Source organism: Streptomyces sp. NPDC096046, from assembly GCF_040303285.1.
In the GTDB taxonomy this organism is placed as follows: Bacteria; Actinomycetota; Actinomycetes; order Streptomycetales; family Streptomycetaceae; genus Streptomyces.
The window spans coordinates 16,751-42,568 of record NZ_JBEOSZ010000043.1; the positions used below are offsets into that span (position 1 = coordinate 16,751).

The following is a 25,818-nucleotide window of genomic DNA, read 5'->3' on the forward strand; positions in this document are numbered from 1 at the left end:
GGTCCTGGATTCCGTAGGTACGAGGCGTCCCCTTCCTCGTACCTGCGGACGGCCCGAAGTACCTACGGATGGCCCGAAGGGGTGGAGGGCGCGGCCGTCAGTGGGCGACGACCGGGATCTGCACCTCGTCCGCCGCGTCCGCGTCGGAGCCGGTCACCGTGGTCGTGCCCGGGCGTCCGGCGTTGACGAAGGTCAGGGCGATCACGGCGGCCGCCACGAGGATGCCCACGGCGAACCAGATGGCGCTGGTGTAGCCCTCCACCATGGCCTCCAGCTGGACCAGCCGCTGCTGGGACCGGCTGGCCGCCCCCGCGATGTGGTCGGCGACGTACGCCGTGGTCGCCGAGGCGGCGATCGTGTTCAGCAGGGCCGTGCCGATCGCGCCGCCCACCTGCTGCGAGGTGTTGACCATCGCCGAGGCGACACCGGAGTCCCGCGGCTCGACGCCCTGGGTGGCCAGCGACATGGCCGGCATGAACGCCGTACCCATGCCGAGACCGAGCAGCAGCATCGCCGGGAGCAGCAGAGCGGCGTACGAGGAGCCGATCTCCAGCTGGGTCAGCAGCAGCATGCCGAGCGCGGCGACCAGGAAGCCGGGGCCCATCAGCAGGCGCGGCGCGACCCGGGTCATCAGGCGGGTGCCGATCTGGGTGGAACCAGTGATCATGCCCGCGATCATCGGCAGGAAGGCGAAACCGGTCTTGACCGGCGAGTAGCCCTTCACGATCTGCAGGTAGTAGGTCAGGAAGAGGAACAGGCCGAACATCGCGATGATCGCGAGGCCGAGGGAGAGGTAGATCCCGCCGCGGTTGCGCTCGGTGATCACGCGCAGCGGCAGCAGCGGGGCCTTGACCTTGGACTCGACGAGCACGAAGGACGCCAGCAGCACCGCCGAGGCGACGAACATGCCGACGGTCACGGAGTCGCTCCAGCCGTCCGACTCGGCGCGGGTGAAGCCGTAGACCAGGGCGACCAGGCCGAGGGTGGAGAGGATGACGCCCGGGATGTCGAGCGCGGAGCGGTTGCGGCCGCCCTCCGGCTCACGGATGACGAAGTAGGCACCGGCCGCGGCGACGATGGCGAAGGGGATGTTCACGAAGAACGTCCAGCGCCAGTCCAGGTACTCGGTGAGGAAGCCGCCCAGGATCAGGCCGACGGCGCCACCGCCACCCGCGATCGCACCGTAGATGCCGAACGCCTTGGCGCGCTCCTTGGCGTCGGTGAACATCACCGCGAGCAGGGAGAGCGCCGCGGGCGCGAGCAGCGCGCCGAAGACACCCTGGAGGGCGCGGGCGCCGAACATCATCGCCTCGTTGGTGGCCGCGCCGCCGAGCGCGGAGGCCACGGCGAAACCGCCGAGCCCGACGACGAACGCCCTCTTGCGGCCCCACAGGTCGGCTATCCGGCCGCCGAACAGCAGCAGACCGCCGAAGGCGAGGGCGTAGGCCGTGACGACCCACTGCCGGTTGCCGTCGGAGATGCCGAGGTCCTGCTGCGCGGACGGCAGGGCGATGTTCACGATGGTGGCGTCCAGGACGACCATCAACTGGGCCAGCGCGATGAAGACGAGCGCTTTCCAGCGGCCGGGATCCGGTTCTCTGGCCGGTGCGCCGAGAGTCTTCGAGGCTGCTGCAGACATGGGGATACCCACTTCGGGACTTCGTGACGGAAATTCGGGACGTCGTGCTGAAAAGGCTGACGAGAGCCGACGGCTCGTCCACGGGGACGGCCGCAGGGACTGTCGTTCGGGTTTAAGACCGGTGGGGCGGCCTGAACTCATCGGGCTGAGACGATCGGACGGAACCTGACGATCGGACGGAACCGACCGGAGCGAGCTGGTGGAACTGAACCGATCGGACTGAGCTGGTCGGACGGAACCGACCGGGCCGGGTTGGCCGGTGGGCGAACCGATCGGACTGAGCTGATCGAACTGAACCGATCGGACTGAACCGATCGGACTGAACCGATCGGATCGAGCTGGTCGTTGGTCGGATTGATCGGTCAGGGCCGGCGCAGGTCCTCCAGGGTCACGGCCGTACCCGGGAGAGCCGAGCGAGCGGGAGCCCGCAGCCCGTCCAGGAACAGCTGAAGGTGGCGGTGGACGAAACGGTCGGCCCGGAAGCAGTCCGTGCCGGCCGGGGGCCGGCTGAGCTGGGCCACGGCGATCATGACGTCCCCCACGTCCACGTCGGACCGGAGCTGTCCGGCCGACCTGGCGCGGTCCATGACCTCCGCGACCTGCCGCTCGACTCGTTCGCGCGCGGCCTCCAGGTCCGGATGGTGCTTGTCGAACGTGCTGGAGACCATCGGGCACAGCGCGCTGATCCGCTCGTCGGCGGCGGCGTGCACGAAGCGCTCCAGCGCCTCGAACGCGTCGCCGGTCTCGGCGAGCGCGAGCTCGGCCGCGGCGGCCGTACGGTCCATGACGGAGCAGACGACCTCGCGGACGAGCGCGTCGCGGTCCGGGAAGTTGCGGTACACCGTGGCGTTGCCGACGCCGGCCCGGCGGGCGATCTCGTCGAGCGGCACCTCGGGGCCGTGCTCGACGAACATCTCCCGGGCGGCGGTGACGATCCGCTCCCGGTTGCGCAGGGCGTCGGCACGGGGCCGGGACACCTTGCGCGCTTCGGGGCCGGCGATCTGCACGGCGTACTCCTGCTCTGAAGGGGGTGGCGTTCCCTGGAAGGGGTGGCGCTCCGATCCGGGGAGCGGGTCCCCGTTTCGGTCGGACACATGGCTAAACGGGGAGTGGGTCCCCGGTATTTCCCACTGACGCGACCATTGTTTGTGATCTGACTCACAAACCCCGCGGGCCGCTACTCGCGAGAAACCCACGATCGGTCTCCTCCAACGGGTGTCCCCCCACCCCCCGGCGCAGGGTGAGCACAAGGGTGCAGCCGGAAGCCAGAGGCTGCCGTGGCGCGGGAGGTCCCTTGCAGATCCCTTGCAGGCAGCCGCAGCCTCGGCGCCCCCGGCCGGACCGCACGGGTCCGCCCGGCCGCCGGATACCCAGGCGCCGACTGGCCGCCCTGGCCTGTGTGTCCGCGCTGACCTTCACGGTCAGCACCTCGGCCGGCACGGGTCGTCTCACCCCGGGCGCCAGTACGGCGGGAGCGGGCCCGGTCGTCCTGTCCCACACCCCCGCACACGGCCCCTGCATGATCCGCGGCGCCCGTGAGGTCCAGATGTCCGAGGGCATCCCCACCTCCCCCGGCTACACCCGCTCCACCGGCACCGTCCGCGCCCTCACCTTGATGATCGACTTCTCCGACGCCCCGGGCGAGGGCGAGGCCCAGGACCGCTTCCGCGAGTTCTTCCCGCAGACCCGCGAGTGGTTCCGCACCAGCTCCTACGGCCGCCTCGACTACCGCCCCGAGACCCCGATACCGGGCTGGCTGCGGATGCCGAAGTCCTTCCGGGAGTACGGCATAGAGCGCGGAGCCCCGTTCGAGCCCGGCTACCGCGCGCTGGTCCAGGACCTCGTGGCCGCGGCCGACCCGAAGGTGGACTTCCGCGCGTACGACCTGCTGAACGTCCTGGTCACCCCGAACGCCGGCCCCTCCGCTCTGGACACGGTCCTGTCCGTCACCTTCGCCGGCAACCCGGACGCCCCCACAGCCGACGGCATACCCGTGGCCAACGCCTCCTTCGTCTACTCCCGCCAGGACGACGGCTCCGGCTCCTACGACCGCACCGGCTACCGCGTCCTCCCCCACGAGAACGGCCACGTCTTCGGCCTGCCCGACCTGTACACCGCGGAGGGCGGGGGCGCGGTCGGGCACTGGGACATCATGAGCGAGGACTGGGGCGCCAACAACGACTTTCTCGGCTGGCACAAGTGGAAGCTGGGCTGGCTGGACGCCACCCAGGTCCACTGCGTGGCGACCCCCGGCACCACGGAGTACACCCTCACGCCCCTGGCCCGGGCCGGCGGCTCCAAGCTGGTCTTCGTCCCCCTGGACAGCAGAACCGGCTACGCCGTCGAACTGCGCACCCGCGCCGGCAACGACGAGGCCGTCTGCCGCCCCGGCGTCCTGATCTACAAGGTCGACGCGCGGGTGGACACGGGCATGGGCCCGGTCACCGTCCATGACTCCCGCGGCGACAGCGGCGGCTGCACACGCGCACCGAACGTCCACGCGGAGCTGTCGGACGCGCCGTTCACACCCGGGGAGACATTCCGGGACGCCGGGAGGGGCATCACGATCGAGGTGGCGGAGTCGGGGACGGGAGCGGCGGGGGCGAACGCGGAGAGGGGTTACCGGGTGCGGGTGACGAGGGAGTAAGCAGTACGGCGACACACGCAGGGGCGCACGGGCGACGCCCGCAGACTCACGGCGACGCAGGCAGGGGCACAGGGGCGACGCCCGCAGGCGCCGGCCCCTCGAACCCCGCCCTGCCTCCGGACAGCGCATTCCGGATTACGGTGGGCCTGCCGCGACCGTCGCGAGCGCCGTACCGGAGAGCCGATGCCAGCGAAGCCCACGTCCGAGACCCCGCAGGGGTCCGCCCCGCCGGCCGCCGAGAAGAGGCCGCCGGTGGAGAAGGCACCGCCGGTGAAGAAGAGGCCACCGGGAAAGACGCGGCCACCGGCCGAGAAGAGGCCACCGGTCGAGCATGGGCCGCCGACCGAGAAGGAGCGGCCGACAGAGAAAGAGCGGCCGACCGAGAGTGAACCGTTGGCCGGGAAAGAACCATTGGCCGGGAAAGATCCGTTGGCCGAGAACGAACCACCGACAGAGAAGGCCACCGCGCCCGCCGCGCGGAAGGACGCGCCAGCCACGCGAAAGGGCGCGCCAGCCGCTCACACGGCGAGCACCGCCCGAGAGAGGGAGATCCCCGCCGAGGCGGTCACTCCCCTCATCCGCGGCATCGCGGTGCTGCGGGAACTGACGGAGGCGGACGGCACGCTGAGCCTGAGCGGCCTGGAACGGGCCACCGGCCTCGCCCGCTCCACGGTCGACCGCATCACGGCCACTCTCGCCCGCATGGGCTACGTCCGCTTCGACGGCAGGGACGTACACCTGTCCCCCCGTCTGATGGAACTGGGCAACGCCTACATGTCGGCCCTGCGCCTGCCCGCGCTGCTCTCCCCGCACGCGGACGCCCTGGCCGACGAACTGGACGAGTCGGTCTCCCTCGCGGTCGCCGACCGCGACGGCATCCGCTTCATCCATCAGGCGACCCGCCGCCGCGCGATGTCCCTCAGCTTCCGCATCGGCGACCTCCTTCCCGCCGAACGCACCGCGCCCGGGCCGCTGTTCGCGACGGAGTGGACGGCCGCGGACTGGCAGCGCTGGCGGGACCGCAGGGCGGCCGACCCGAGGGACCTGTCGTTCACGGCCGTACCGCCACGCAGGTACGGGGCGGACACGCGGGACGACGAGACCTTCGCCGACCGTACGGCCGAGGCGTCGGCCCGCGGCTGGTCCGTGGACGACCAGCTGATCGAGCCGGGCCTGGTGGCGATCTCGGTACCCGTCCGCGCTCCCGGCCCGGACCGCCGGATCGTGTGCGTGGCGAGCGTGGTCAGCCACACGAGCCGGCACACCGCGCACCACCTGAGGACGGCCCTCCTGCCGAGGCTGCGGTCAGCGGTCGCGGACATGGAGCGCGCGCTCCGCCGCACCCCGCCCGCCGAACCCGGCCCGCCCCCCTCGGACCTGGCGCTCTGGACGGGCGCCTCGAAGCAGCAACTGGGCCGCGAGTTCATCGAATCCCTGGCCCGGGGCCTGACGGTCCTCACGGCCTTCGGCGAGGGCAGGCCGGAACTGACCCTCACGGAGGTGGCCCGGGCGACGGGCCTGGCCCGGGCGACGGCCCGCCGAGCCCTGATCACCTACGAGCACCTGGACCTGGTGGCCCCGGCCGGCCGCACCTTCACCCTCACCCCTCGGGTCCTCTCCCTCGGCTTCCCGCCCCTGTCCCGCACCTCCCTCCCCGAGATCGCCCAGCCCCACCTGGCCGACCTGACGTCCCGCATCCACGAGTCGACGTCACTGGCGGTGCTGTCGGACTCCGGCGAGGAGATCCAGTACACGGCCCGGGTGGCGACGGCCCGGGTGATGAGCGTGAACATCACCGTGGGCACACGTCTGCCGGCACACGCCACGGCCTTGGGCAGGGTCCTCCTGGCGGACGCGCCCGAAGACGCCCCCCGACCGGAGCCCCTACGGGCCTTCACCCCGCCCACGATCACGGAACAGCAGACCCTGGAAATGGTCCTGACCTCGGTCCGCTCACAGGGCTACGCCCTGGTGGACGAGGAACTGGAAGAGGGCCTCCGCTCGATCGCCGTCCCGATCCGCGACCGGTCGGGCCGGGTGGTGGCGGCCCTGAACGCAGCGATGCACGCGAGCCGCCGCACGCCGCGGGAGTGCGTGACGGACCTCCTCCCCGAACTGACGGCGACGGCCGGCCGCATCCAGACGGACCTCCACACAGCGGCCCGCTTCACCCGCGTCCCCATGTCCTGACCACAGCCCCCTCCGGCACCGGGCCGCGTCGCCGGACGCCCCCACGCCGCCCAGCCGGTCCGGATCCCCGACCTGACCCCACACCCGCCCCACCCACATCCGGTACGCTGACGCCTGTGGTCCTCCCAGACCACGGGCACATCGCTGCTTGCGTTTGCTGCCACTGCCTTCGTGGGATCTGTCGGAAATTCCGTCGTCGCAGCTCAGGCCTCATGCCATGCGACGCCCCCAAACGCTGCAGCGCTGAATCCCAAACGTTTCTGCCGTGTTTTTGCAGCTCACGACCCGTGTCGCACTCGGCAAAAACGAGGCGTGATACACCGCAACCTGTGCACGCCCGCGATAGCAGGGCGACCCCAGCTGGCCGCCCATGCCTGGCGCTCTGGGGGTGAGGGGCTCACCCATAGGAGGGCACACAGCTTGCTACTTGAATAGCTGTCTGCGCAGTCTTGCAGTGTGCCCACTTACTCCAACCCACAGCAGCCCATCGACCGCCGCGTCTGCCTGCTCCTCCTAGATGACCAGGACCGCCTAATGCTGTGCGGCGGTTGCTGCAGCGGCTGGACTATCCCTCAACTATGGCTCGCTCCCGGCACCGACTTTCGAGACGGAGCCGCTCACTACCTCGCCGAACGGCTTCGCATCACCAACCCCCGCTTCGGATCTGTCTATGGAGTCCTTGAAACACAGGATCCCAACTGTTGGGAGCACGACCGCCACACCATTTCACACGTATTGATCGTGAGGATCAGTTCTGACGTGTCTGATGCGCTTCAGGCAACTTCTCGGACACATGCCAGGTGGGGACTCGGCGAACTCAAGTCCCGTTACCGGGAAGTCTCGCCGGAGGGAGTCGTCCCCCTCGCCTCAGGCTACGTAGAGGGGTGGCTTCCCGATGGCCCCATCTCTCTCCACTAAGGCCTACTCTGCAAATGATTCATGACGCACACTGGGTGACCCGCTGGCTTTTGCATCACCCGGCGAAGGCGAGGTTGCGCAGGCGGACGAGGCCATGCGTGGCGTGGTGAACTCCCTCTCCTTTCAGGCGGCAGTCGCGAAGAATCTTCCAGGTCTCGATCGGGGCGAAGGCGTGTTCGACGCGGGCGCGGACCTTACGGTTGGAGGCGTTGTGTCCCTACCTCCAGACGAAGAGTGCGACTGACTCAACCTTCCGCGAGTTCGCGCAAGATAGCAGACGAGCCCCGAGAGTTGACGAGCACGACTGGTCGCGTTCCCCGCTTGGCAGTAATGAAGTCGGTGGCGGCATGCTTCGCCGATGCTGTCACCACGACGAAGACGTCAGCGTTCGCTGCCTGTGCGGCAAGTTTGCTGCTGCCGTCGTGTTCGGCGCTCGTCTCGACGTCGATCTTGGGTACCAGGATGCGCAGTACCTGTGCCGCCCGGATGGTGGCCGACTCGGTCAGGGAATACAGCACCACCTTTGAGTCCTGCAGGTAGCGGTACGGCGCTCCAGGGTCGGTGTCCTGTACTTGCTCGGCAAGCAAGTCTTCCGGGGCGCCGACTCCCAGTTCGCCGGCTATGAGCTTGATGGCCTCAATGTCGGTTGGGTCCAGTGCCGTCTTAAACGGCCTTACCGTGTTGGTGATCTTGTAGAAGAAATCAACAGTGGCGGGACTCGTTGCCGCTGCCGATGTAGCTGTCGCCGTCTGCAGTATGTCGATCGCCCACGTCGTCGTTACAGCTGAGACGTTCGCGGAGATGATGAGATCGGTCCACTCGAGCGCTGAGGCGAACACCTCGGATGTGGGGTTGGCAGACAGCAGATAGTCCAGTAGGGCTTGGGTCTGCACCCGAACGCCAGCCGAATTCTTGCCGCTCAGCGCGAGACCGGCAAGGACACGTTCGCTGAGTTCGGCCGCTCCATCCTCAGTGAAGATGTCGCGGTGCGCCGCCATGAACTGGCCCCCGATCTCACCGAGTTTGCCGAGTACCTCGTCGGATGCATCGTGAAGCCATGCGGTCAGTGCACTGTTGCTCAGTGGCGTCCAGGCGTCAGTTATTTCGGGGCCGGCCGCCAGTGCTGCGCTGCCATGGTCGCCTTCCAGAGCGTCCAGCCAGGTGCGCCAATCCACGTGGGGGCCGTCTTGGGTGAACTGCTCCAGCCAGGCAAGATCATCGCGCAGGCGTGCACTCGCTCCGCCGATCAAGCCATGCAGGTGATGCGTGGAGACGTACTCAAGCACCAATGCTGCTTGCTGTGGTGACTGCAGGTCGCGCGCACAGGTCAGGAGCAGGTATGCCGCGTGGAGGCTCGGTTCGAGTGTCAGCACGACTTCGATGGCTGCCTGAAGTTCGCCCCGGGCCATCATCCCGGTCGCGCGCTCGAGGGGCGATTCGCTCGGGGCGCCGGGCTGGTCCAGGGGGGCGGGTGGCTCCGACGGGGTGGTGGGCTGCGGGGTTTGTTCCCGGTGCAGGTGCAGCACGTTGCGCAGATGGGCGGGGAGGCCGGGTTCGACCGTGCCGGCTTCGTCGAGGAGTCGGTTGAGAGTGTCGTCTCCCGCGTCCTCTTCGACCGCGATGAGGAACTCCACGACAGCCTGCGCCCGACTCGTTATCGGTGTGCCCGAGAACAGGGGCCGGAATGCCGCGGGGAGCGCGGCAACAGCACCGAGTAGTTCATTCTCTGCGCCTGCTGCGTCGTGCGAGGCGAACCATCTGGCGTAGACCGCCTGCTGGATCACTTGAGTGACGCTCAAGGGGCGACGCATGGCGAGGACGTGGTCGAGATCCCGGTCCCCGAGAACGGCCTTCCAATCCTCGAGTCCAGCGAACAGTCGCAGTCGCAGGAAGGCCAGGTTCGGCTGGTCGAGATCGGCGGTCGCCTCAAGTTCTCGCAGGCAGGCCAAGGCGACAGTACGGTCGCGGGCAGCGATGGCGTGTCCGAGGTCGTCGAGGACCTCGACGGTGGTTCGGGGGGCGTCGAACTCCGAGGGCGGCCGGCCGTTGAGGAGTTTGCTGAGAACCAGCAGGGCGTCGCGTACCTGGCCTCGCGCGTGTTTCCAATCCTCCGAATCCGCTGTCGGGCGGGGCAGCACCTCAAAGCGCAGTGGCTTGACAGGTGCCTTTGCCAGTGCGGCGTCGAACGGATCAGCCGGGTTGAGGGCACCACGGTGGCGGGGCAGGTCGCTGAAAGTGGGGCCGATCCAGCTGTCGAGGATGGCGAGTGTCTCGCGCTGCTGGCGCGGGGTGGGCGCGAACCCGTACCACCACAGACGGCCGTGAGAACTTCGTGGCAGGAATCCGATCTGGCGCTGCTGGATGCCTGCCATGAAGTTCTCGAGGATGAGTTGTAGGTTCGGTTCTACCCGTGTGGGCGTGATGTCGTTGCCTGGACCGAAGAATTCCTTGAAGTCGACGCTCATGGCAATTGGTACCTGTTCTGGTATTCGACCCAAGCGCGAGCGATCTGGTCGGGGTCGGATACGACGGTGACGCCTTCCTGGTTCACTCTCTGGCCGAAGAAGGTGAAGTTCATCGAGCCGTGAACATGGAATCGGTCGCTCACCATGCCCTTGTCGTGCAGTGTGTTCCGGATGAGCAGGGTCGGCCGTGGCCCCACCGGGGCGAGGTCGGTGAGGCGTTGTCCTGTGACGACGTTGCGCGGCTCGTCGCGCATGATCACTCTGACGTCCGAGCCACGGCGGGCGAGTTCGATGAGTACTTCCGTCAGCCGGATGGGTCGGGCCGGCAAGGCGGGGAGCACGCTCTTGAACTGTCCGGATGCATTGTCGATGACGACAATGTCGGAGATCCACGGGGACAGTACCCACAAGCGACTTGACGGCGCCAGCAGCTCGGACACCAATAGGTTCTGCACCAGATCGGTGAGTTGTCGAGTCTCGCCGGCCCCGGCGGTGATGATCCTTCTCATGCGGCCACCTCGGCAAGTTCGAGGGTGACCACGACGCTGCCCTCGGAGCGGTGGTCGATCTCGACGACTCGTGGGAAGACTTGGAGGAAGTCCGTTTCGATGGCGCGGATCGACAGATCCACCAGCATGCCTGCCAGGGCGGGTACGTCCTCGGGGGGTGCGATGAGTTGGGCGGATCCCTGTTGGGCCAGGCGTGTGCGCACTAGGGTGACCGCGTCGGGATCTGTCACGCTGATGAGGTCGGCTGTTGACGTGAACAGCCCCCGGAGCAGATCGGGTGCGGCCGGCAAATTGTCGAAGTAGGGGTTCCACGACTGCAGTGCTCCGGAGCGTATGGCCCATCCGCGTGGCCAGAGGGCGCTCTGGATGGCGTCGATACGTTGGCGGTCCGAGGAGTTCGCCGACAGGTTCAGTCCGGGGTCCAAGTCGTGCCTCTGACGCATCAGATAAGCCCAGGTACGCGGCGAGATTTCAAGGCCCAGACGTTGCTCTTGGATCTCCCACTCGTCGACGAGGGTGCGTAGTGCCTGGTCCGTCTGTGCCGTCGATCCGGGCCGGAGCAGGCGGTTTGCCAGGCTCGAGACGACGGATTGTTCCGCGCCGTGGATGCCTGAGGCCCGCAACTGCGCCCGTATGCGGTCAAGGTTTTTCACCCGGTCTGCCTGTGTCGCCGAACTGCGGTACTCAGCAACGAGGTCGAGCCAGTCGCTGCGCTCGGTGGTGTAGCGCACGATCCGCCGCATGTGTGCGTCGACCAGTTCGCTGGTGGAGGGCTGGACGGCTCTCATGATCAGCCGTAGGAACCGCCGCGGGTCGGGGCGCACGCGCGTGGCCAGCGCTTCGATGAAGCCGCCACCGCCGATCGAGGCTTCGGTGAGCCAGACCTGGCCGCGGCGCCATGTGCCGTCGAGGGCGTAGCCGGGCTCTATGTCGACGATGATGCCTTCGGGGTCGTGCTCGGGACAGATCTCCCGGGCGGCCCACAGGGTTGCCTGTCCCAGCGTGGCGAGGACACGCTGGCGCAGCCAGGCTTGGAACTGCGCGGGATCAGGGTTCCAGACCTGATCCGTCAGGTGGTCCAGGCGGGCGACGATGTCCTTGTCGGCGAGGAGTTGGCGCAGTCGCTCACCCACTCGGCCGAGTGTGGCAGATTCGCTTTCCTCGACGTCCGAACTGCGGAACATTGCCCTCAGGGTGTCCGTCAACCGGTCGGCGAAGGTTTCCCGCACCGTCTGGTAGGCGTGGGGAAGCGGCGTGCCGTCGGTCACGGCGGACATCAGCAGCATGCATTCGATGGTCTGGTGCAGCCATTCCAACTGGAACTTGTTCATCTGTTCCAGTAGTTCGGGGTCGTTCGTCAGAACGTGCTGGAACCAGGCGCTGCGCAGGGCTGGGTCGATGTCGCCGGGTGGTGCAATCACCTCTGGCACCGTGATCGTCAGGCGTAGGCCGTCCACGTCGTAGGTGGCTCCGAGACCGATCCGCTCGTCATCGAGCGAGAACTGTGCTTTGACTCGGGCTTCGCCGCCACGGGCGAAGACCAGGCTGGCCTCGCTCTGGACGGCAAGACGGCGGACCTCGACGTGGGCGTTTTGAGCGTGCAGGAAGAAGCGTGCTTCATCAATGAGGCCGCCAATGGGGTCCGACAGGGGAAGGCGGGCGACCAGGCCGAGGCCCCTCTCCAGGAACTGGGATCGCCAGAGCAGGGCCGCGTTGGAAGCATCCTTGAGTTCTGGCGGTGCGAGTTGGAGTTCCACCCTGTCGGGACGGACGATGGGGATGGGGGTGGGGACTCCGCCGACTTCGACGGTGGCGGCCTCCTCCCGATGGTGCGCCTGAAGGACAGGGGCGAGGTCCATGACGGTCTCGCGCTGCCCGTAGGGAATGGGGATCCAGTGCCGGTGCTCGAGGTTGCGGGTGGCAAAGCGCCGTGACACTCGTCCGGGCGCGTATTCGCGCAGCATCTGGGCCAGGCTCATCGCCTGCAGCTCAGGTTCCTTTTCCCACGACTGTTGGGGGGGGATGACCACGTACGCTTCGGGAAGTGCGAGTTCGCTAAAGAGGTTCTCGGGGAAGAAGTCGGGCAGCGGATTTTTGCCCATTGTGTCCTTGCCCGTGGCGTACGTGTGGTCCTCGGCGATGGCCCACTCGTTGTCCAGTCGTCGGGCCAGTGTGGGCACGGCCGCCAGGATGAGCGGGCGAGGGGGGTGCCACAGGATCTCGGCGGCCAACTCCTCGGGCACCTGGAGTGCGCCTTCGATCCACAGACGGAGGCTGCGCTGGCGGCCGGGGTCGCGCAGCAGGTCACGCAGGATGGTGACGGCTGTCTGCTGGACCTTGCGGTTCTCCAGGTAGTCCGGATCGGCGAGACCCTTCAAGTCACGCCACAGCTTTGCGTACCGGTGAACGGGCTGCAGTTGATCTGCCAGCCAGTCAAGCATTGCCAAAGTGGCTTGAATGCGCAGGACCGCGCGGTTGCGGATGGGAAGAACCAGTTCGGGCAGGACGGGATCGAACAGCGCGTCCCAGGCCTCGTAGGTGGCACGGTCGCGACCGTAGTCGGAGAGCACAACGACGGTGTACGGGCGCATGCGGCGGCTTCGGCCGGCTCGGCCCTTGCGCTGCAGGAACGCGGCGACGCCGCGGGGCGCCTTGTGCTGCAGCACGGCACCGACATCTGGATCGTCGAAGCCGACCTCGAGCGAGGCGGTGGCGACGACGAGTTGGGACGCGGTGTCGACTCCTGCGTCTTGTGAGGTAGTCCGGCTCACGTTGAGGCCTGGGCGGTCGAGTGCGTGGCCCAGTTTCACTGGCAGGTCCCAGACCTGGCCTGCGCGCCGCTGGTCGGTGAGGTTGTCTTGCCCGGGACGTCGCAGGGATGCCAGGGGGTCTTTGAACTGCTGGGTACGTGGGGCGCGGTAGCGCTGGCCTTCCGCGTCGAGGAGGTAGAAGAAGAGCCGGTTGGTGACGTCGAGGTCGTCGGTGAAGACGAACGCCTTGGTGCCCAGAAGTCCTTGGGATGTGCGCTGTGCCGGGTGGTCGAGGACGCGCGGGAGAAGCATTGCTGTCTGGATGGTGGTGGACAGCACGGAGGCGCCGCTGGTCGGGTCGCTGCGCACTGCGACCATGTATTCGGCGCCCTCGTAGTCCATCTCGTCTGCGTCCGGTTCGATGTTGGTGACGAGTTCATCGTCAACGCCCGTCAGATCGGCCATGTGGCGAACGGCGTTCGACAGCGTCGCGGACAGGCCGACGAAGGTGACCGGACTGCGCAGAGAGTGGTGCCAGCGCCGCAGGACGAGGGCTGCCTGGGCGCCGGTGGTGCCGCTGTAGGTGTGGATCTCGTCGAGCAGCATCAGGCGCGGTTTCTTGGCCGCGCCGACACCGAGCAGTTTGCCCAGCGATAGGTCGGACAGACCGCGGTTGAGCATTTCGGTGGTGGTGAACAGCACGTCCGGAGGCCGCTGGCTCATCCGATGCCGGGTCAGGACCAGCATGGAGTCGTCGAACACGCGCGAGCAGGTGCCGCAGGTCAAGCGTTCCGTTCTGGCCCTGGCGTCCTGCTCGGACCAGAACAGTGCGCCCCCGCACACGGTGTATCCGTTTCCGGGGCAGGTGAAGTGAGGGCACTGAAAGCCTTCGGCCCGTTTTATCCACGTGGAATAGGGGGCCGTCAGACTTTTCGTGCTGGTCGGGGTGTCCTTGTTGAGCACCCCGATGGTCATGGGCCGGCCGTTGGTCTTCGTCCACAGGTGGTCGAGTCGCCGGGCGTGCGCGAAAGCTGTGTTGAGTTGGTCCTTGAGGAGTTCGTTGCGCGGGTAGACGGCGAGCGCACGTGTCCATGCCGACGCGTCCTGGAGTCCCGTCAGGTAAGCGAAGGCCGGCAGGTAGAAAGCGAGTGTCTTGCCGCTTCCGGTGCCGGCGCCGACGACTGTGGCGGTGGTGATGTTGGACTGCAGGGCCGTGAAGATCTGGCGGCTGGCACGAACCTGGAACCCGCTGAGGTCGGCGTGTTTGGGCCCTTTCCGCGTCATGGCATCGATGACCTGGCGGTAGAGGTCGTGGAGCGCATCGGTGCCGTCGATGACGGCGTGTCTGGGCTGATCGCGCCGCGGGTAGGCGCGGGCGCGCCGGGCGTAGCGGAAGTCCGAGACGAGAGCGGTACCTTGGCGCCAGGCCGTGGGGTCGTTGGAGGGGAAGATTTGGCGCAGACGGGCCAGCAGACGCAGCGTCTCGCCGTTGCGGGTACGCCACTGCGACGGCGAGACCGCATCATCGCGGATGATCAGACCCTTGTCCTCGAGGGCCTCGATTGCCTCCTGTGCGGTGTCCAGTTCGGCGCGCTTGATGAGAACGTCATCGACGTGGGTGTGCAGTTCGTCGTCGGTGAATCCGCCGTCGACAACGCCCCAGGACAGCAGGGGGTCCTCGTGTGCTTCGAGGACGTCGAGGATTTCACTCTCGGTCTCAGGAGTCATCGCAGCCTCACCCAGAAGCGGTCCAGGATTCCCAGCCTCGACAGCCCGGCAAGGACTTCGGGGGTGAAGGAGTTCAGGGGCGTCCCGGTGGCTTCCTGAGCGCCCGTGATCACTCGGGCGAGGACCGGGTCAACGAGTTCGGAGATCTGCTGGCCGCATGCGTGGAGGCTCTCCAGCGCCGCGGCCAGCCTTGCGACGTCGCCCAACTCGGGGACGGCGCGGTTTTTCAGGACGTTGAGCACGCCATGCGCCTTCTCGATCTTGATGCGGATCTCTTCCACGTCGATCCCGCTCTTGTTCAGCGTAGCGACGAGATCCTCATTGATCACCGGTACTTCGCGGTTACGTTCAGCAGTCCATGCCTGCTCAACGCTCCCGCGAAGGCCCTTGACGAAGCCATCGGCCGCCTTGATCTGCGCCTTCAGTGCTTGCGGTGGGGTATCGGCGTCCTGGCTGGGGAGCGTTTCGGCGAGCACGTGCAGGTCTGCGGCCAGTTGGGCGGCCTGCGGACCGAGGTCTGCGTCGAAAGGGGCATGGGCTGCGCGCAGTTCGGCGACGCCTCGGCTGAGGCGCTGCATCGTCTCGATGAGCGTCTCGACCCTCTCGGCCAACTCGGCCAACTCGCCGGTGCGGCGGTTGATCTTGTTCTCGTCGTGGGCAGCGACCGCTGCTACACGCAGACGCTGAACTTGTTCGATGAGCGTCATGCGCCTCCCTCGCATCCGGCCACGTCCATGACCTCACGGCTCAAGGTATCCAGCCCGGCCACGAGCCGCTGGAGGGTCTCGTCGTACTCGCGCTGAGCCTCCGAGGCGGGTCCGGCCTGGAGCTTTTGCTCCAGTGCGTTCACGGCTTCCAATGCAGGCTCGAGCCAGGCTCGAATGCGCAGGGCCGGCCTTTCGTCCTGGGTCATCAGGCGCAGGCGCTGATCGGCGGTGAGGGTGGGCCAGCCGTTGAGGCCCTCAGTCAGGTCTGTCACCTTCTTCAGATCACTGGGTTTCACCGCCTTCGCCGCGTCGTGGAGGGCGGGCAGGTTGATCGAGTTGGCTGACTGGCCAAGCGCCGCCAGGTCGGAGAGCAGGGTGTTGAGGGCATGGGCCACCTGGGCGACGTCACCGCCGAGATCGCTCACGTTGGGTACCAGCCGTCGCGTTTCGTTGAGCATCGGATCCAACGTGGTGGTTCGCTTCTCGATGTCGTCCGCCGCTTTTCTGATCTGCTCGGGGACGTGCTCGGGCCAGGGCGCCTCAGCCGCGTCGTCGCGCATTGCGCGCACAAGGCGGGGCAGGTCAATGGCCAGCGGCTTGCCGGTGCCCTGGCGGTAGGACGTCAAGCGGAGCAGTCGCCGCTGAAGGGTGTTGCGATCCGCTTTCGGGTCGACGAAGCGGTCTTGCAGTCGTCGCATGTGGGGCCGTTGCACGGGATCAGCCAACTTCGGCGGGCTGGCGAAGAGCGCCTTGACCCGGCTGATTGCGTCGCTCTTATACGAGTCTGAGATCCCCAGGGCCTTACTGACGGACAGAAGAGCGTGCGCGAGTCGGCCCAGTTCGGCGTCGTCACCTTCCGAAGGAAGGAGGAAAGCGGACACGCTGTCCGCCCATTCCTGGACCCTGTTCACGCACAGGCTCTGCAGCGCGTCTCCTTGCGGCACGTCCTCCCAGGACCCTTTTGCGTTCACCCAGGCGAGGGCACGAAGAACGCGGACGTCCTCCACGTTGCGGTGGTCGATCGAGATCAGCGCGGTCTGCAGGGCACTGCCGTCCAGTGCGATCGAAGTGTTGGCATCAAAGCTCGGCGCGAGTTCCGCCCTCGCCTTGGTCCAGTCTCCGCTGTCGCCTCCGTATCCGTCTTCGAGCCCCAGACAGCCGACGACGGCGGTGTGCACGATCTTCCGGAGATCGTTGCGGTGGCTCTGAAGAAGCTTGCCGCTGTTGTGCCACTCGTCGACCGCCTGGACCAGGGGCGGCTTCGAAGCCGCCGGGGACGGACGCGGGGGTGGCGGCGTGAGCGGGGGCGGCGTCGGCAGGTCCACCACACGGGGTGGCTGCGTATTGTCCAAGGGCCGGACGGGCTCCTGCCCTGACGGCTGATGCGGGAGGGTCTGCTGCTCGGTGATGAGGTCAGGCAGGGGCGGGATAGCGAATGCTTCGTGGATCGTCGGGTGAAGGTTCTGCGGTCCGTGGCCCGGCCCCCAGAAGCGGACCATCCGGACGCGGCGCTCGGAGAGCGCGGGGTCACCTGGCGTGCGCAGCCGGACCTGGTCCTCGACGTTGTCGAGGATGTCCAGCGCACCGGTGTGGAAGTCGTTCTCGAATCCGGTGCTGGGAAAGCGGCCTTCGTCGAGTTCGGTCTGGTCGCGGTGGAGGACGGGGCGTATGACGCGGGTCAGCACGTCGCGGGCGACAAAGGCATCGCCTTTAGACTGGCTGCGGATGGCCCGGTCGAGTGCTGTCCTGCTGAATGGGAACAGGCCGACGCCTTCAACCTCCCCGAACGCCTGGTGGCACTTGTCTCGGACGGGGCATTGCAGACAGTGGTTGGGCTCCGGGCGTTCGTGCGTGCGATGCTTGTCGATCTCCTGGGAGCCGACGCGTACCGCGTTGAGGTACCGGGCGGCGAACCGTGCGGGGTCGAACGGGGCCGTCTTGTCCGCGGGAAGTTCGAGATCGAAGACCTTGTAGGTCCGCGTGTACACCGTCTCCGGCATCTGGTTGACGAAGTAACCAGTGGTGACGGCCATGACAACACGCATCGGGCACAGGGCGAGCGTCTCGGTGGGCAGTAGGGTCATTGCGTCGATGAGGCCGCCCTGGATGCCTTGGAAGATCGAGAAGTCCTCGATCAGGAGGAGGAGTTCCAGTCCCTGCCTGTACAGGTCGAGGCGTAGTTCGACGAGGAGTTGCTTGAGGTCGTCTCCCCCAATTCCGAAGACCTCGCTGACCGCCGGTCCGAGTTGCTCGTTGAGCATCTTCGCTGCCAGGTCCCGCAGGGGGGCATCGCTGGCGAGTGCGCTGGCGACGCTTGCAGCGTCGGCGCCGGCCTTACTGACATCGTCGACCGAAAGGTCCAGGTCTGCCGCGGTGAAACCGAACGCGTCCTCCTTGTCCTCCGAGCCCTTGCCGGAGAGCTTTTCCCGGACCAGACGCGCGATGGGACCGTTGTCGGCGAGCAATCGCCTGCGAAAGACGGGGTCGCCCAGCAGTGCGGGCAGGCCCTCCGCGGAGGCAAGGAAGGCGCGGAGATCGTTCTCCTCGGGTGTGCCGTCTTTGTCTGCTCCGCGGGTCTCGACCAGGACAGCCAACTCGTTGCGCAGGCGGAGCTGTGCTGTTGTTTCGTCTGCGGCAGCGTCCGAAGCAGCGGCGACCTTCGCGCGCAACTCCGCGGCGCGTTCGCTGGTGGCGTGTTCCAGGATGAGTTCGAGGATCCCTCGCAGCGACATGCGGTGTTTGGGGACAAAGATCAGCCGGGTCGCGTCGTTGGGCTTCAGGTTGATGCGAAGCCAGCGGATCAGGTGCGACTTGCCTGTGCCCGACTTCCCGAGGATGGGGATGATGGGCTGGTCCGCCGGCAGTTCCTCGACGGCGCGCCGCAGGTTGTGTTCGTCGACGATGGTGCCGCCGATGGCGCTGTCCACCTGGTGGCGCAGGAGGATCGGGATCGAAGTGTGCGTGGCGAGGAAGACCCCGTCAGAGGTGCTCTCTGCCTCGACCGGAATGATGGCAGGGGCCTCACGGGCCTCCCAGCATGCTGCAGGAAGAGTGCCCCGCCAGGTCATCGCTTTCCTCCTTGAACCAGGGTGACGTGCGTTTGGCGTTGGCTGTCGAATCGCGACAGCCGGATGCCGTCGGCGTCCGGCAGGGTGTCGAAGACGAGCCGGCCGCGGTCCTGCAAAATGCGCAGTGCCTGGCCTACCGAACTGTCGGCGCAGTCTTGTGCGATGCCCGGGTCGGGGTCTCCGTCGGGAAGGTACGCCACAAGGGAGGCGCGGACGAGACCGCCGTGCAGCACAGGCAGTTTGGCCGCCAACTGGCCCAGGAAGTCGCCAATGGGCACCTGTCCGGCAGGCAGTTCGTCCAAGACATCGTTGATCGCCACGACGGGGAGGGGCACAAATCCCGATCTGGCCTGTACGAGCGAGGGCGCCGCGAGGCCAAGTGCCTGTCCCCATCGGGCGACGGGACCCCAACGGGTGTCGTTGGTGATGGCCCAGGTGTCATTGTCCGGGTCCGGGAACTGCGCGTGCTGGAGGGCCTGAACGCCGCTGGTCCACGACAGGGGACGCCCGAGCGCATCCTGCGCAAGGAACCACGACATCGCTCTCAGCAGATCACGCGCCCCGCCGGTGAGGCTCTCTCCCGGGCCGGTCTGCCACGGGTCACCGTCGCGGTCCAGATCGAGGGCATGCTTTTGAAGTGCCCGGCGGAACACTATCGGCGACAGGGTGCCTCCCCTGGCAGCGACGGTGTCGCTCACGGTGATCACACCGGCCGTGTCACTGCAGAGCATCCCGATCGCCCGGAAGGTGTACAGGGTGTCCGCGACCCCTTCAGCGGAGGAGATGGCCTCGTTCAGGCCTGGCGGTCTGAACGCCTCGATCAACTCTTCCTCGGTCCAGGCCCGTCGGGATCCGGTGAGGAAGTTGATGATGGAGCGGCCAAGCGCCGGGAGGCTTCGCGGTGGGTTCAGGACAGCCATCAGAGTCTCCTGAGGAAGTCGTCAATGGTCCAGTGAGGGCTGCGGATGCTCTTGATGAGGGCATCTGGATAGGCCGGGTCGGGCATGTCTTCCGGGACGACCACGACGCGCAGCGGTCCGCTGGTGGGGGCGAGCCATGAGAGGGGCGGCGTCTGCCCATGGTCCATCAGGATCAGGCTCGGCACAGAGAGGCGTGCAGGTACCCCGCCGGTACGCAGGGGGTCCACGGCAACCATGCCCTCGTCGGCGAACCGCGAGGCCGTACGGATGGCCGGGAGCCCAAACAGCGCGGCGGGGGCGACGATGCCGCGTACGCCGTTGGTGACGCATGACTGGATGAGGTTGCTCAGGGCATTTCTGAGGCGTCCGCTGGGGTAAGTGACCACAATGTTGCGGTGACCGGCGGCCAGGTTCGCCAGGGCTGCGCTGGGGCTTCTGCCGAGATCGGGCATGAGCGCTTCTCCGACGAGCGGACGCGCGGTGTGCAAGATGCGCTCGTGCACGTGCCCCTCTGCCGGGCATCCGGAGCACGCGGGCGCCACGTTCTGGCTAGCCCTCATCGTGCCTATGCCCATGTAGGTGTACTCCTCGCTCAGTACGCGTCCCCAGCATTCTCTTCTTGCCAGCAGGCGGGTGATGCGCGCCGTTGAGGCGGCTTCGGCGTTTTTGATCTCCGTGCGGGTCCGCTGCAGGGCAGCCTCAAGGGTCTCCTGGTCCAGGTTGGCCACGTGCGGTCTGAGACGTACCGGAACGTGGCTTACGAAGGCAGCCCACTCCTTGTTGAACCGTGCTTGCCACGCCTGCTCGGGCTCGCCGGGGATGCGTTCGACCACCGGGGGGTCCAGCCTCTCGATGGTGATGAGGTTGGCGCGTTCCATCAGGACGAGCGTGTTGCGGTTCCACAGTTGGTTGGCGTCCGAGGGCTCTTCGCCGTGCTCGGGTACAACCGTGGTGTCCAGGACCAGGCCGTTACCCGGCTCCTTCGGGGACAGGTCCTGATCCCGCATGGCTTCCCATCGGTTCCACGCCTTGACGTCCCCGATCACGGTCGCGTTTTCGACTCGCTGGCCTTCGGCCGCGTCAGGCATGGCGGGAAGCCAGACTGACAGCGCCGCGTGGCCGTCGCGTCCCCCGCGACCGACTTCTTGGTAGAAGCGGTCGACTGAAGCAGGGACGCACGCATGTACCACGGTACGGACGTCGCTCTGGTCCACCCCCAGACCGAAAGCGCTGGTGCCGACCACGATGTCGGTCGTTGTCGGCCCGTCGTCGCCGGACCATCCACGCATGATGCCAAGACGCTCGGCAGAACCGAGGCCTCCGTGGAAAACGGCGGTGCGTGCAAACCCGGCGGCCCGCAGACGCTCAGCGATGGTCCTGGCGGGCTCCTTCTTGGTGGTGTAGATGATCGCCGGCCGCGGAAGGTGGTGCATCGCTTCGACAAGGCGTTCCATCCGGGCGCCGGGGGACGTGGTAGTGCCCAGCAAGTACCGCAGTTCGGAGCGCAGGAAGGTCGACCCGACGAACAGTGACTCGGCGCTGCCTGCGAAGAGTTGATCGTTGAGTTGGAGGCTGGGCGCTGACAGCGTTGCGGACAGAAGTGTGACGCGTGGCGGGGGGTGCCCGGCCCCGGTGGCGAGTTCTCGCAGTTCTCCCACAAGCGAGGCGACGATCTGGAACTCCGGACGAAAGCTCAAGCCCCACAGGCGTACCAGGTGCGCCTCGTCGATGACCAGGTTGGTGAGTTGGCCGGACGCTGCAAGGGTGCGCAGCGTCGCGGTGAATCCGCGTACGAGGGCTTCGGGGGAAGTGAGGAGGATCCGCTGCGTTCCCTCGCGCAGGCGTTCTTTGATGACTGCGCGTTCCTCGCTGACGCGGTCACTGTGATAGGCCAATTCGCGAGGGAGCACGGACGTCGGGAATCGCTTGTGCAGGTGGCGTTCCTGGTCGAGCGCCAAGGCGATGGTGGGCAGCACCACGATGGTGGTTCCGCGTGCACGAAGCAGCCCAGGGGCCAGGCCGACGAGAGATTTGCCCGTGCCGGTGGGCAGGACGACATGCAGGGTGGAGGCCGGATCTGCCAAGCAGGCGGTGCGAACTGCGCTGGCTTGGCTGCGTGAGCGGTAGTGGCCGATGTCGGGAGCGATCGCGTGCAGGGCTGGATCGACTGGCACCGGGCTGTTCGGGCGAGCGCTGGTCTCCACCGTCGTGTTGTCGGTGCCTACGAACGGCCCGGGGCTTGCGCAGGCGAGATCGATCCAGCGGGGGTCGCCGTGGAGCCAGCCAGGCGCCCAGGCATCACCGAGTCGCACAGTGTGCCGTGTGGCTCCGAACCGTTCGACACGCAGGTGTGCTTGCTCGAGTGCCTGCAGTTCGATTCCGCGTGCGTGGAGGTTGATCTCCAGTTCGTGATGGTGCTGCCCTGTCACGCCCGCTTGATGGCGAAGCATCTGAGCCAGGAGAGCGGCGATGTCGCCGCTGAGGGCGGGCCCGGCAAGGCCGGAGCGCCAGGCATCGGCGAACCGCCGGTGGGGGCCGGTGAGCTGATCTGCCGATGCCCCCTTTCCCAGGACAAGGCGCTGAACGATGTCGAGTTGAGCGGTCACGCGCAACCGTCCTGCTCCAGGCTGCGGCCCGAGACCACGACCACACCGGTGCTGTCTAGGCGGAGCGAAGGTGTTTGGAGGGCTGTCATCAGCGCTTGGCCCGCCAGCGCCTCCGTCTCCACTTCTTCCTCCAGTTCAGCGCGCTCGTTTCCCTCTGACCGCGCGGCACGCAATCTCAGCTGCCGCAGTCGGGTGACTACGTCGGTCTCGGCGAGGGCCAGGGCCCGTGTGCGGGTCTCACTTGCGGCGTCGTCGCTGTGGACCAGGCGCTGAGCCCTGTGCTCAGCAGCACGCCAGCGCGGCCCCCATTGTTCGGCCGGAATGAGTTCGTATGCGTGTTCGATGCGCTCTGAGTTGAGTGCGTAGTCGCCTCCGGGCTCTGCGGGCGTCGGCTTGGCATAGCGCGCCTGCAGGGCGTCGAGGTGGCGCCCGTCGGTGATGGGTGTGCCATCTGCGTCGGTCCACACGGTCGCAATGAGCGGCGGGAAGAGCGCGTCGGCGCGGCGTCGCAGCGACGGCAAGTCCACCAGGTCGCTGGTCCAGGCTGCAGCAAGTTGGTCGAGCAGGTCGCTTTCCGGGCTGGCCTGCAGCGGCTGCGCTTCGATGGCGTAGTCGAAGCGGTAGGCAAGGCGCTCTGCGTAGGGCCAGGTGGGGATCCACCGCCACATGCCGAAGGCTCTCCCCCGGTCGTCGTTCCACAGGAAGTCGGACACGGCATCGATGAACTGATCGCCGTAGCGGTAGAGGCGGACGTCTTCGTGCTCGACGGCCACTTTGCGCACGAAGGTGCCGCGGTGTCCTGCGAGCGGCACGAAGTCGCGCTGCAGTCGCGCTGCGGATACCAGCGGCATCTGGACGCGTCCGGCTGCCAGCCGGCTGACGGGTTCGTAGCTGCCGATCGCATGGGCGGGGTCGCCTACGGGGGCGAACCGCAGGTTTCCGGCCGCCCGCCGCGAGGACAGCAGTGCATCGGTGACGTCGGCGAACGAGGCTGCCTGGCTCTCCGATGCCATCATCCGTCCGTACACCGAGCGCTCGTCAGCGGGTGCTTCGATGCTGTCCAGGGCGTCCTGTTCCTGTACGCGCTTGACCTCGTCCTCGAGCATGGTGCGGACCATGCGGATGGCGTCGGGTGCGGCATCGGCACCGTGCTCGAACAGCAGGTCCCAGGCGGCGTCTGTGGCGGCGTCCACCGCATGCTGCAGGCTGGCTATCGACGTGTCGAAGATGGCGAACCCTTCGCTGAGGATCTGCATCCACGCTGCGGCAAACGACTGCGCGTCGGTCGTCTCGGCCACCCAGCAGGAGCGCCAGGCGCCGCCTTCGCGACGGGCGTCCCAGCGGTCGCACCGGCCGATACGCTGCTCGAGGCGGTTTGCCCTGGGCGGCAGGCCCACGTGGATGAGGAGATCGGCGAACTGGAGGTTGCGTCCTTCTTCCGCTGAGTGGTCGGCAACGAGGACGGCCGCCGTCCGGCTCTGCTCGAAATCCCGCACTGCCTGCTCGGAGGCTGCGGGCGAGTCGCTCGCCAGGTGCTGGTAGACAGCCCCGGGAAGCACTTCCTTGAACGCGCCGGCCAACTCCCCTGCCAACTGCGAGGTCGGGCAGAAGACGACCACCCGCTCACGTGCTTTGAACAGGTAGGTCAGTGCATCGGCCAGCGGGCGTGCCATGTCGCGGCGGCGGCTGATGAAGCGCAGGTCACTCTCGATGCGGTCGAGCGCGTCCTGCTCGCCCGGCGTGGCGGCCACTCGGGACTGGGCCCACGCGCACAGGGCGTCCGGGTCCAAGGACAATGCCACGGCCGTCGCGAAGGCCGACGCTGCCTCGTGGCGGGCCTCTTCGTCGAACTCACAAGCAGCAAGAGCCTCCTGGCGCCAGTTATCCAAAAGGGGGGCAAGGCCGGCAAAAGCGGACGAGGGAAGAACCACCTGCTGGGGGCGCAGACGCCCGGTGACCCGGTACGACTCGTGCAGCGCAGCGGTACGACGGGTGCGCAGCATCCGGCGGTGGACCCGATACACCTCGGACACGTAGGTGCGCAGCGCGCCGATCGCAACGGCCAGCGCATGCCGGTCCGGTCCTGCGACTGCCTGCCTGACCTCACCGATCAAGGCGGCGACTTCAGCGTCTTCAGGGAACGCGGCGCCGATCTCCGTGAGGCGCTTGTTCAGCAGCACGCCAGGAAAGTGGGGCTGCAGTCCAAGGAACAGCCGGCCCAGCGCGGAACGCGCCTCAATGCGCCGTCGCAGGTCTTCGGCCGTCGTGTCCCGGTACACGGCCGGGTCGAGCAGTTTGAGCATGGCCAGGAAGGCACGTTCGTTGTGCAGCGCGGGCGTCGCCGACAGCAGCAGCAAGCGCGGGCTGGCGGTGGCAACCTCGGCAAGGCGCGTGTAGCGGCTGGACAGTTCGGGCTGCTCGCTGTGCGCCAGGCGGGCCAGATGGTGCGCCTCATCGACCACGACGAGATCAGCCGGTACCCATGTGTCGGGTGCGTCGTCGCGGGAGTACATGATGCGGGCGCCCGGGAAGTCACCGGTGCGGAACTTGCCCGCCAGTTCGCGGCGCCATTGCTCCACGAGGAACGGCGGGAGAATCAGCTGCACGGTGAGGTCGGGCTGGTCCAGCAGGAGTTCCCGCACGACAAGGCCGGCCTCGATCGTCTTGCCGAGACCTACCTCATCGGCCAGGAGGTAGCGCTGCACTGGGTCCTGCAGCACGCGCCACACGGTCTCGACCTGGTGCTCGTACAACTCGATACCGCTCGAGAGGGCGCCGCGCATGCCATGGGCCGCCGAACGCTGCGTCAGGGTGCTCTGCAGGAAGGGGCGCCTCATGTCGGCCAGCAGAGGCGATTCCAGCAGTCCGGCGCCGGCAAAGCCGACGGGGTCGGTCAGCGGCTGGTCCCAGCGGACATACAGGTCCTCTTCGGCAAGGTATCCCTCCCAGTTGCGCGCCCGCACGTGGATGTCCCGGTGGGCTGTGGCCTCGATGACGCGCCCGGAGCGCCATGCGGCACCCGTTGACCAGAACACCCGCGTCTCGGGTGCCAGCGTGAACCGCTTAAGGCCCTTCCTGGGGACGGTGTGACGACGGCGCTCGTCCGGAGGCTGTCCTGGGGTGTCGAAGTACTCAAGGATCAGGCCATCGCCGTCCTTGCCTACGAGTTTGCCTGCCCCGAGCGTGTTGGCGCTGGATACGAGCAGGTCGCCCCGGCGCAGCGACAGACCGCGGGAGGTGTCGCTGCTGCGCGCCGGACGGCTCGCCTTCGCTGTGCGGGGCCGTGCCGACGCCGCCTTGCCCGCGCCGCCGTCGATGGTCCGTGATCCACGGCATTGCGGGAACCGTGAACAGCCCCAGAAGCAGTTGCCTGCGTTAGGTCCCCGCGATGCGAATTGCATGACCATTTTGGCGCCGCACCGGGGACACACGACAGCATCATCCGTCACAGGCACACTCCGAAAGAGCAGCGCAGGCAGGCGCCGTCGGCAGGTTAGGACGGCGCAGGCGACCCGGCGCCATTCTGCCGGGCTGCCGGGACGGCCGTGGAGTGCGCACGCGCAGGTCCTGACGCACGCGCTGGGTGGAGGCAACGGCAGGCAGTTGCGCGCCCGTGCGGAGCGGGGCGCCCACGTGGTGCACGTGTCCGCTGCCCGGCGCCGACTGACGAT

12 protein-coding genes and 1 pseudogene are annotated in these 25,818 nt (G+C 67.4%); 2 read left to right on the forward strand and 11 right to left on the reverse strand.

Features of this window, described 5'->3' with window-relative positions:
- Window positions 1–97: 97 nt before the first annotated feature.
- Both ABTX62_RS29110 and ABTX62_RS29115 read right to left on the reverse strand, forming a co-directional pair.
- A complete protein-coding gene (locus ABTX62_RS29110; protein WP_352118963.1) occupies window positions 98–1,639 on the reverse strand; it encodes an MFS transporter in 1,542 nt (513 codons plus the stop codon).
- A gap of 362 nt (window positions 1,640–2,001) precedes the next feature.
- Window positions 2,002–2,646, reverse strand: a complete 645-nt coding sequence (locus ABTX62_RS29115) for a TetR/AcrR family transcriptional regulator (RefSeq protein WP_352118964.1) — start codon at window positions 2,644–2,646, stop codon at window positions 2,002–2,004.
- Between the two features lie 359 nt (window positions 2,647–3,005).
- On the opposite strand from ABTX62_RS29115, the gene ABTX62_RS29120 reads away from it, so the two are divergent.
- Both ABTX62_RS29120 and ABTX62_RS29125 read left to right on the forward strand, forming a co-directional pair.
- Entirely contained in the window at window positions 3,006–4,286 is a 1,281-nt protein-coding gene (locus ABTX62_RS29120; RefSeq protein WP_502998029.1) for a M6 family metalloprotease domain-containing protein, read from the forward strand.
- A 549-nt stretch (window positions 4,287–4,835) separates the two neighbouring features.
- A complete protein-coding gene (locus ABTX62_RS29125) occupies window positions 4,836–6,476 on the forward strand; it encodes an IclR family transcriptional regulator domain-containing protein (protein ID WP_352119000.1) in 1,641 nt (546 codons plus the stop codon).
- A gap of 973 nt (window positions 6,477–7,449) precedes the next feature.
- On the opposite strand, the pseudogene ABTX62_RS29130 reads toward ABTX62_RS29125, so the two are convergent.
- The 9 genes and pseudogenes from ABTX62_RS29130 to dpdE form a co-directional block, all read right to left on the reverse strand.
- Window positions 7,450–7,608: pseudogene (locus ABTX62_RS29130) on the reverse strand (IS5/IS1182 family transposase); the annotation flags it as partial.
- A gap of 31 nt (window positions 7,609–7,639) precedes the next feature.
- Entirely contained in the window at window positions 7,640–9,859 is a 2,220-nt protein-coding gene (dpdD, locus tag ABTX62_RS29135) for a protein DpdD (RefSeq protein ID WP_352118966.1), read from the reverse strand.
- A complete protein-coding gene (gene dpdK, locus ABTX62_RS29140; RefSeq protein ID WP_042176375.1) occupies window positions 9,856–10,368 on the reverse strand; it encodes a phospholipase D-like domain-containing protein DpdK in 513 nt (170 codons plus the stop codon). The genes dpdD and dpdK overlap by 4 nt, the downstream gene beginning before the upstream one ends.
- Window positions 10,365–14,846 carry a protein DpdJ gene (dpdJ, locus tag ABTX62_RS29145; RefSeq protein WP_352118967.1) on the reverse strand — a complete coding sequence of 1,494 codons (4,482 nt, stop codon included), beginning with the start codon at window positions 14,844–14,846 and terminating at the stop codon, window positions 10,365–10,367. The genes dpdK and dpdJ overlap by 4 nt, the downstream gene beginning before the upstream one ends.
- Window positions 14,843–15,553, reverse strand: a complete 711-nt coding sequence (locus ABTX62_RS29150; protein ID WP_352118968.1) for a hypothetical protein — start codon at window positions 15,551–15,553, stop codon at window positions 14,843–14,845. The genes dpdJ and ABTX62_RS29150 overlap by 4 nt, the downstream gene beginning before the upstream one ends.
- Window positions 15,550–18,621, reverse strand: a complete 3,072-nt coding sequence (gene dpdH / locus ABTX62_RS29155) for a protein DpdH (RefSeq protein WP_352118969.1) — start codon at window positions 18,619–18,621, stop codon at window positions 15,550–15,552. Before dpdH ends, ABTX62_RS29150 begins: the two co-directional genes overlap by 4 nt.
- Entirely contained in the window at window positions 18,618–19,541 is a 924-nt protein-coding gene (gene dpdG / locus ABTX62_RS29160) for a protein DpdG (RefSeq protein ID WP_352118970.1), read from the reverse strand. Before dpdG ends, dpdH begins: the two co-directional genes overlap by 4 nt.
- The gene (gene dpdF / locus ABTX62_RS29165; RefSeq protein ID WP_352118971.1) at window positions 19,541–22,147 is read right to left on the reverse strand and encodes a protein DpdF; all 2,607 of its coding nucleotides are present in this window, start codon (window positions 22,145–22,147) and stop codon (window positions 19,541–19,543) included. Before dpdF ends, dpdG begins: the two co-directional genes overlap by 1 nt.
- Window positions 22,144–25,548 carry a protein DpdE gene (dpdE, locus tag ABTX62_RS29170; protein WP_352118972.1) on the reverse strand — a complete coding sequence of 1,135 codons (3,405 nt, stop codon included), beginning with the start codon at window positions 25,546–25,548 and terminating at the stop codon, window positions 22,144–22,146. Before dpdE ends, dpdF begins: the two co-directional genes overlap by 4 nt.
- Between the last annotated feature and the right edge of the window lie 270 nt (window positions 25,549–25,818).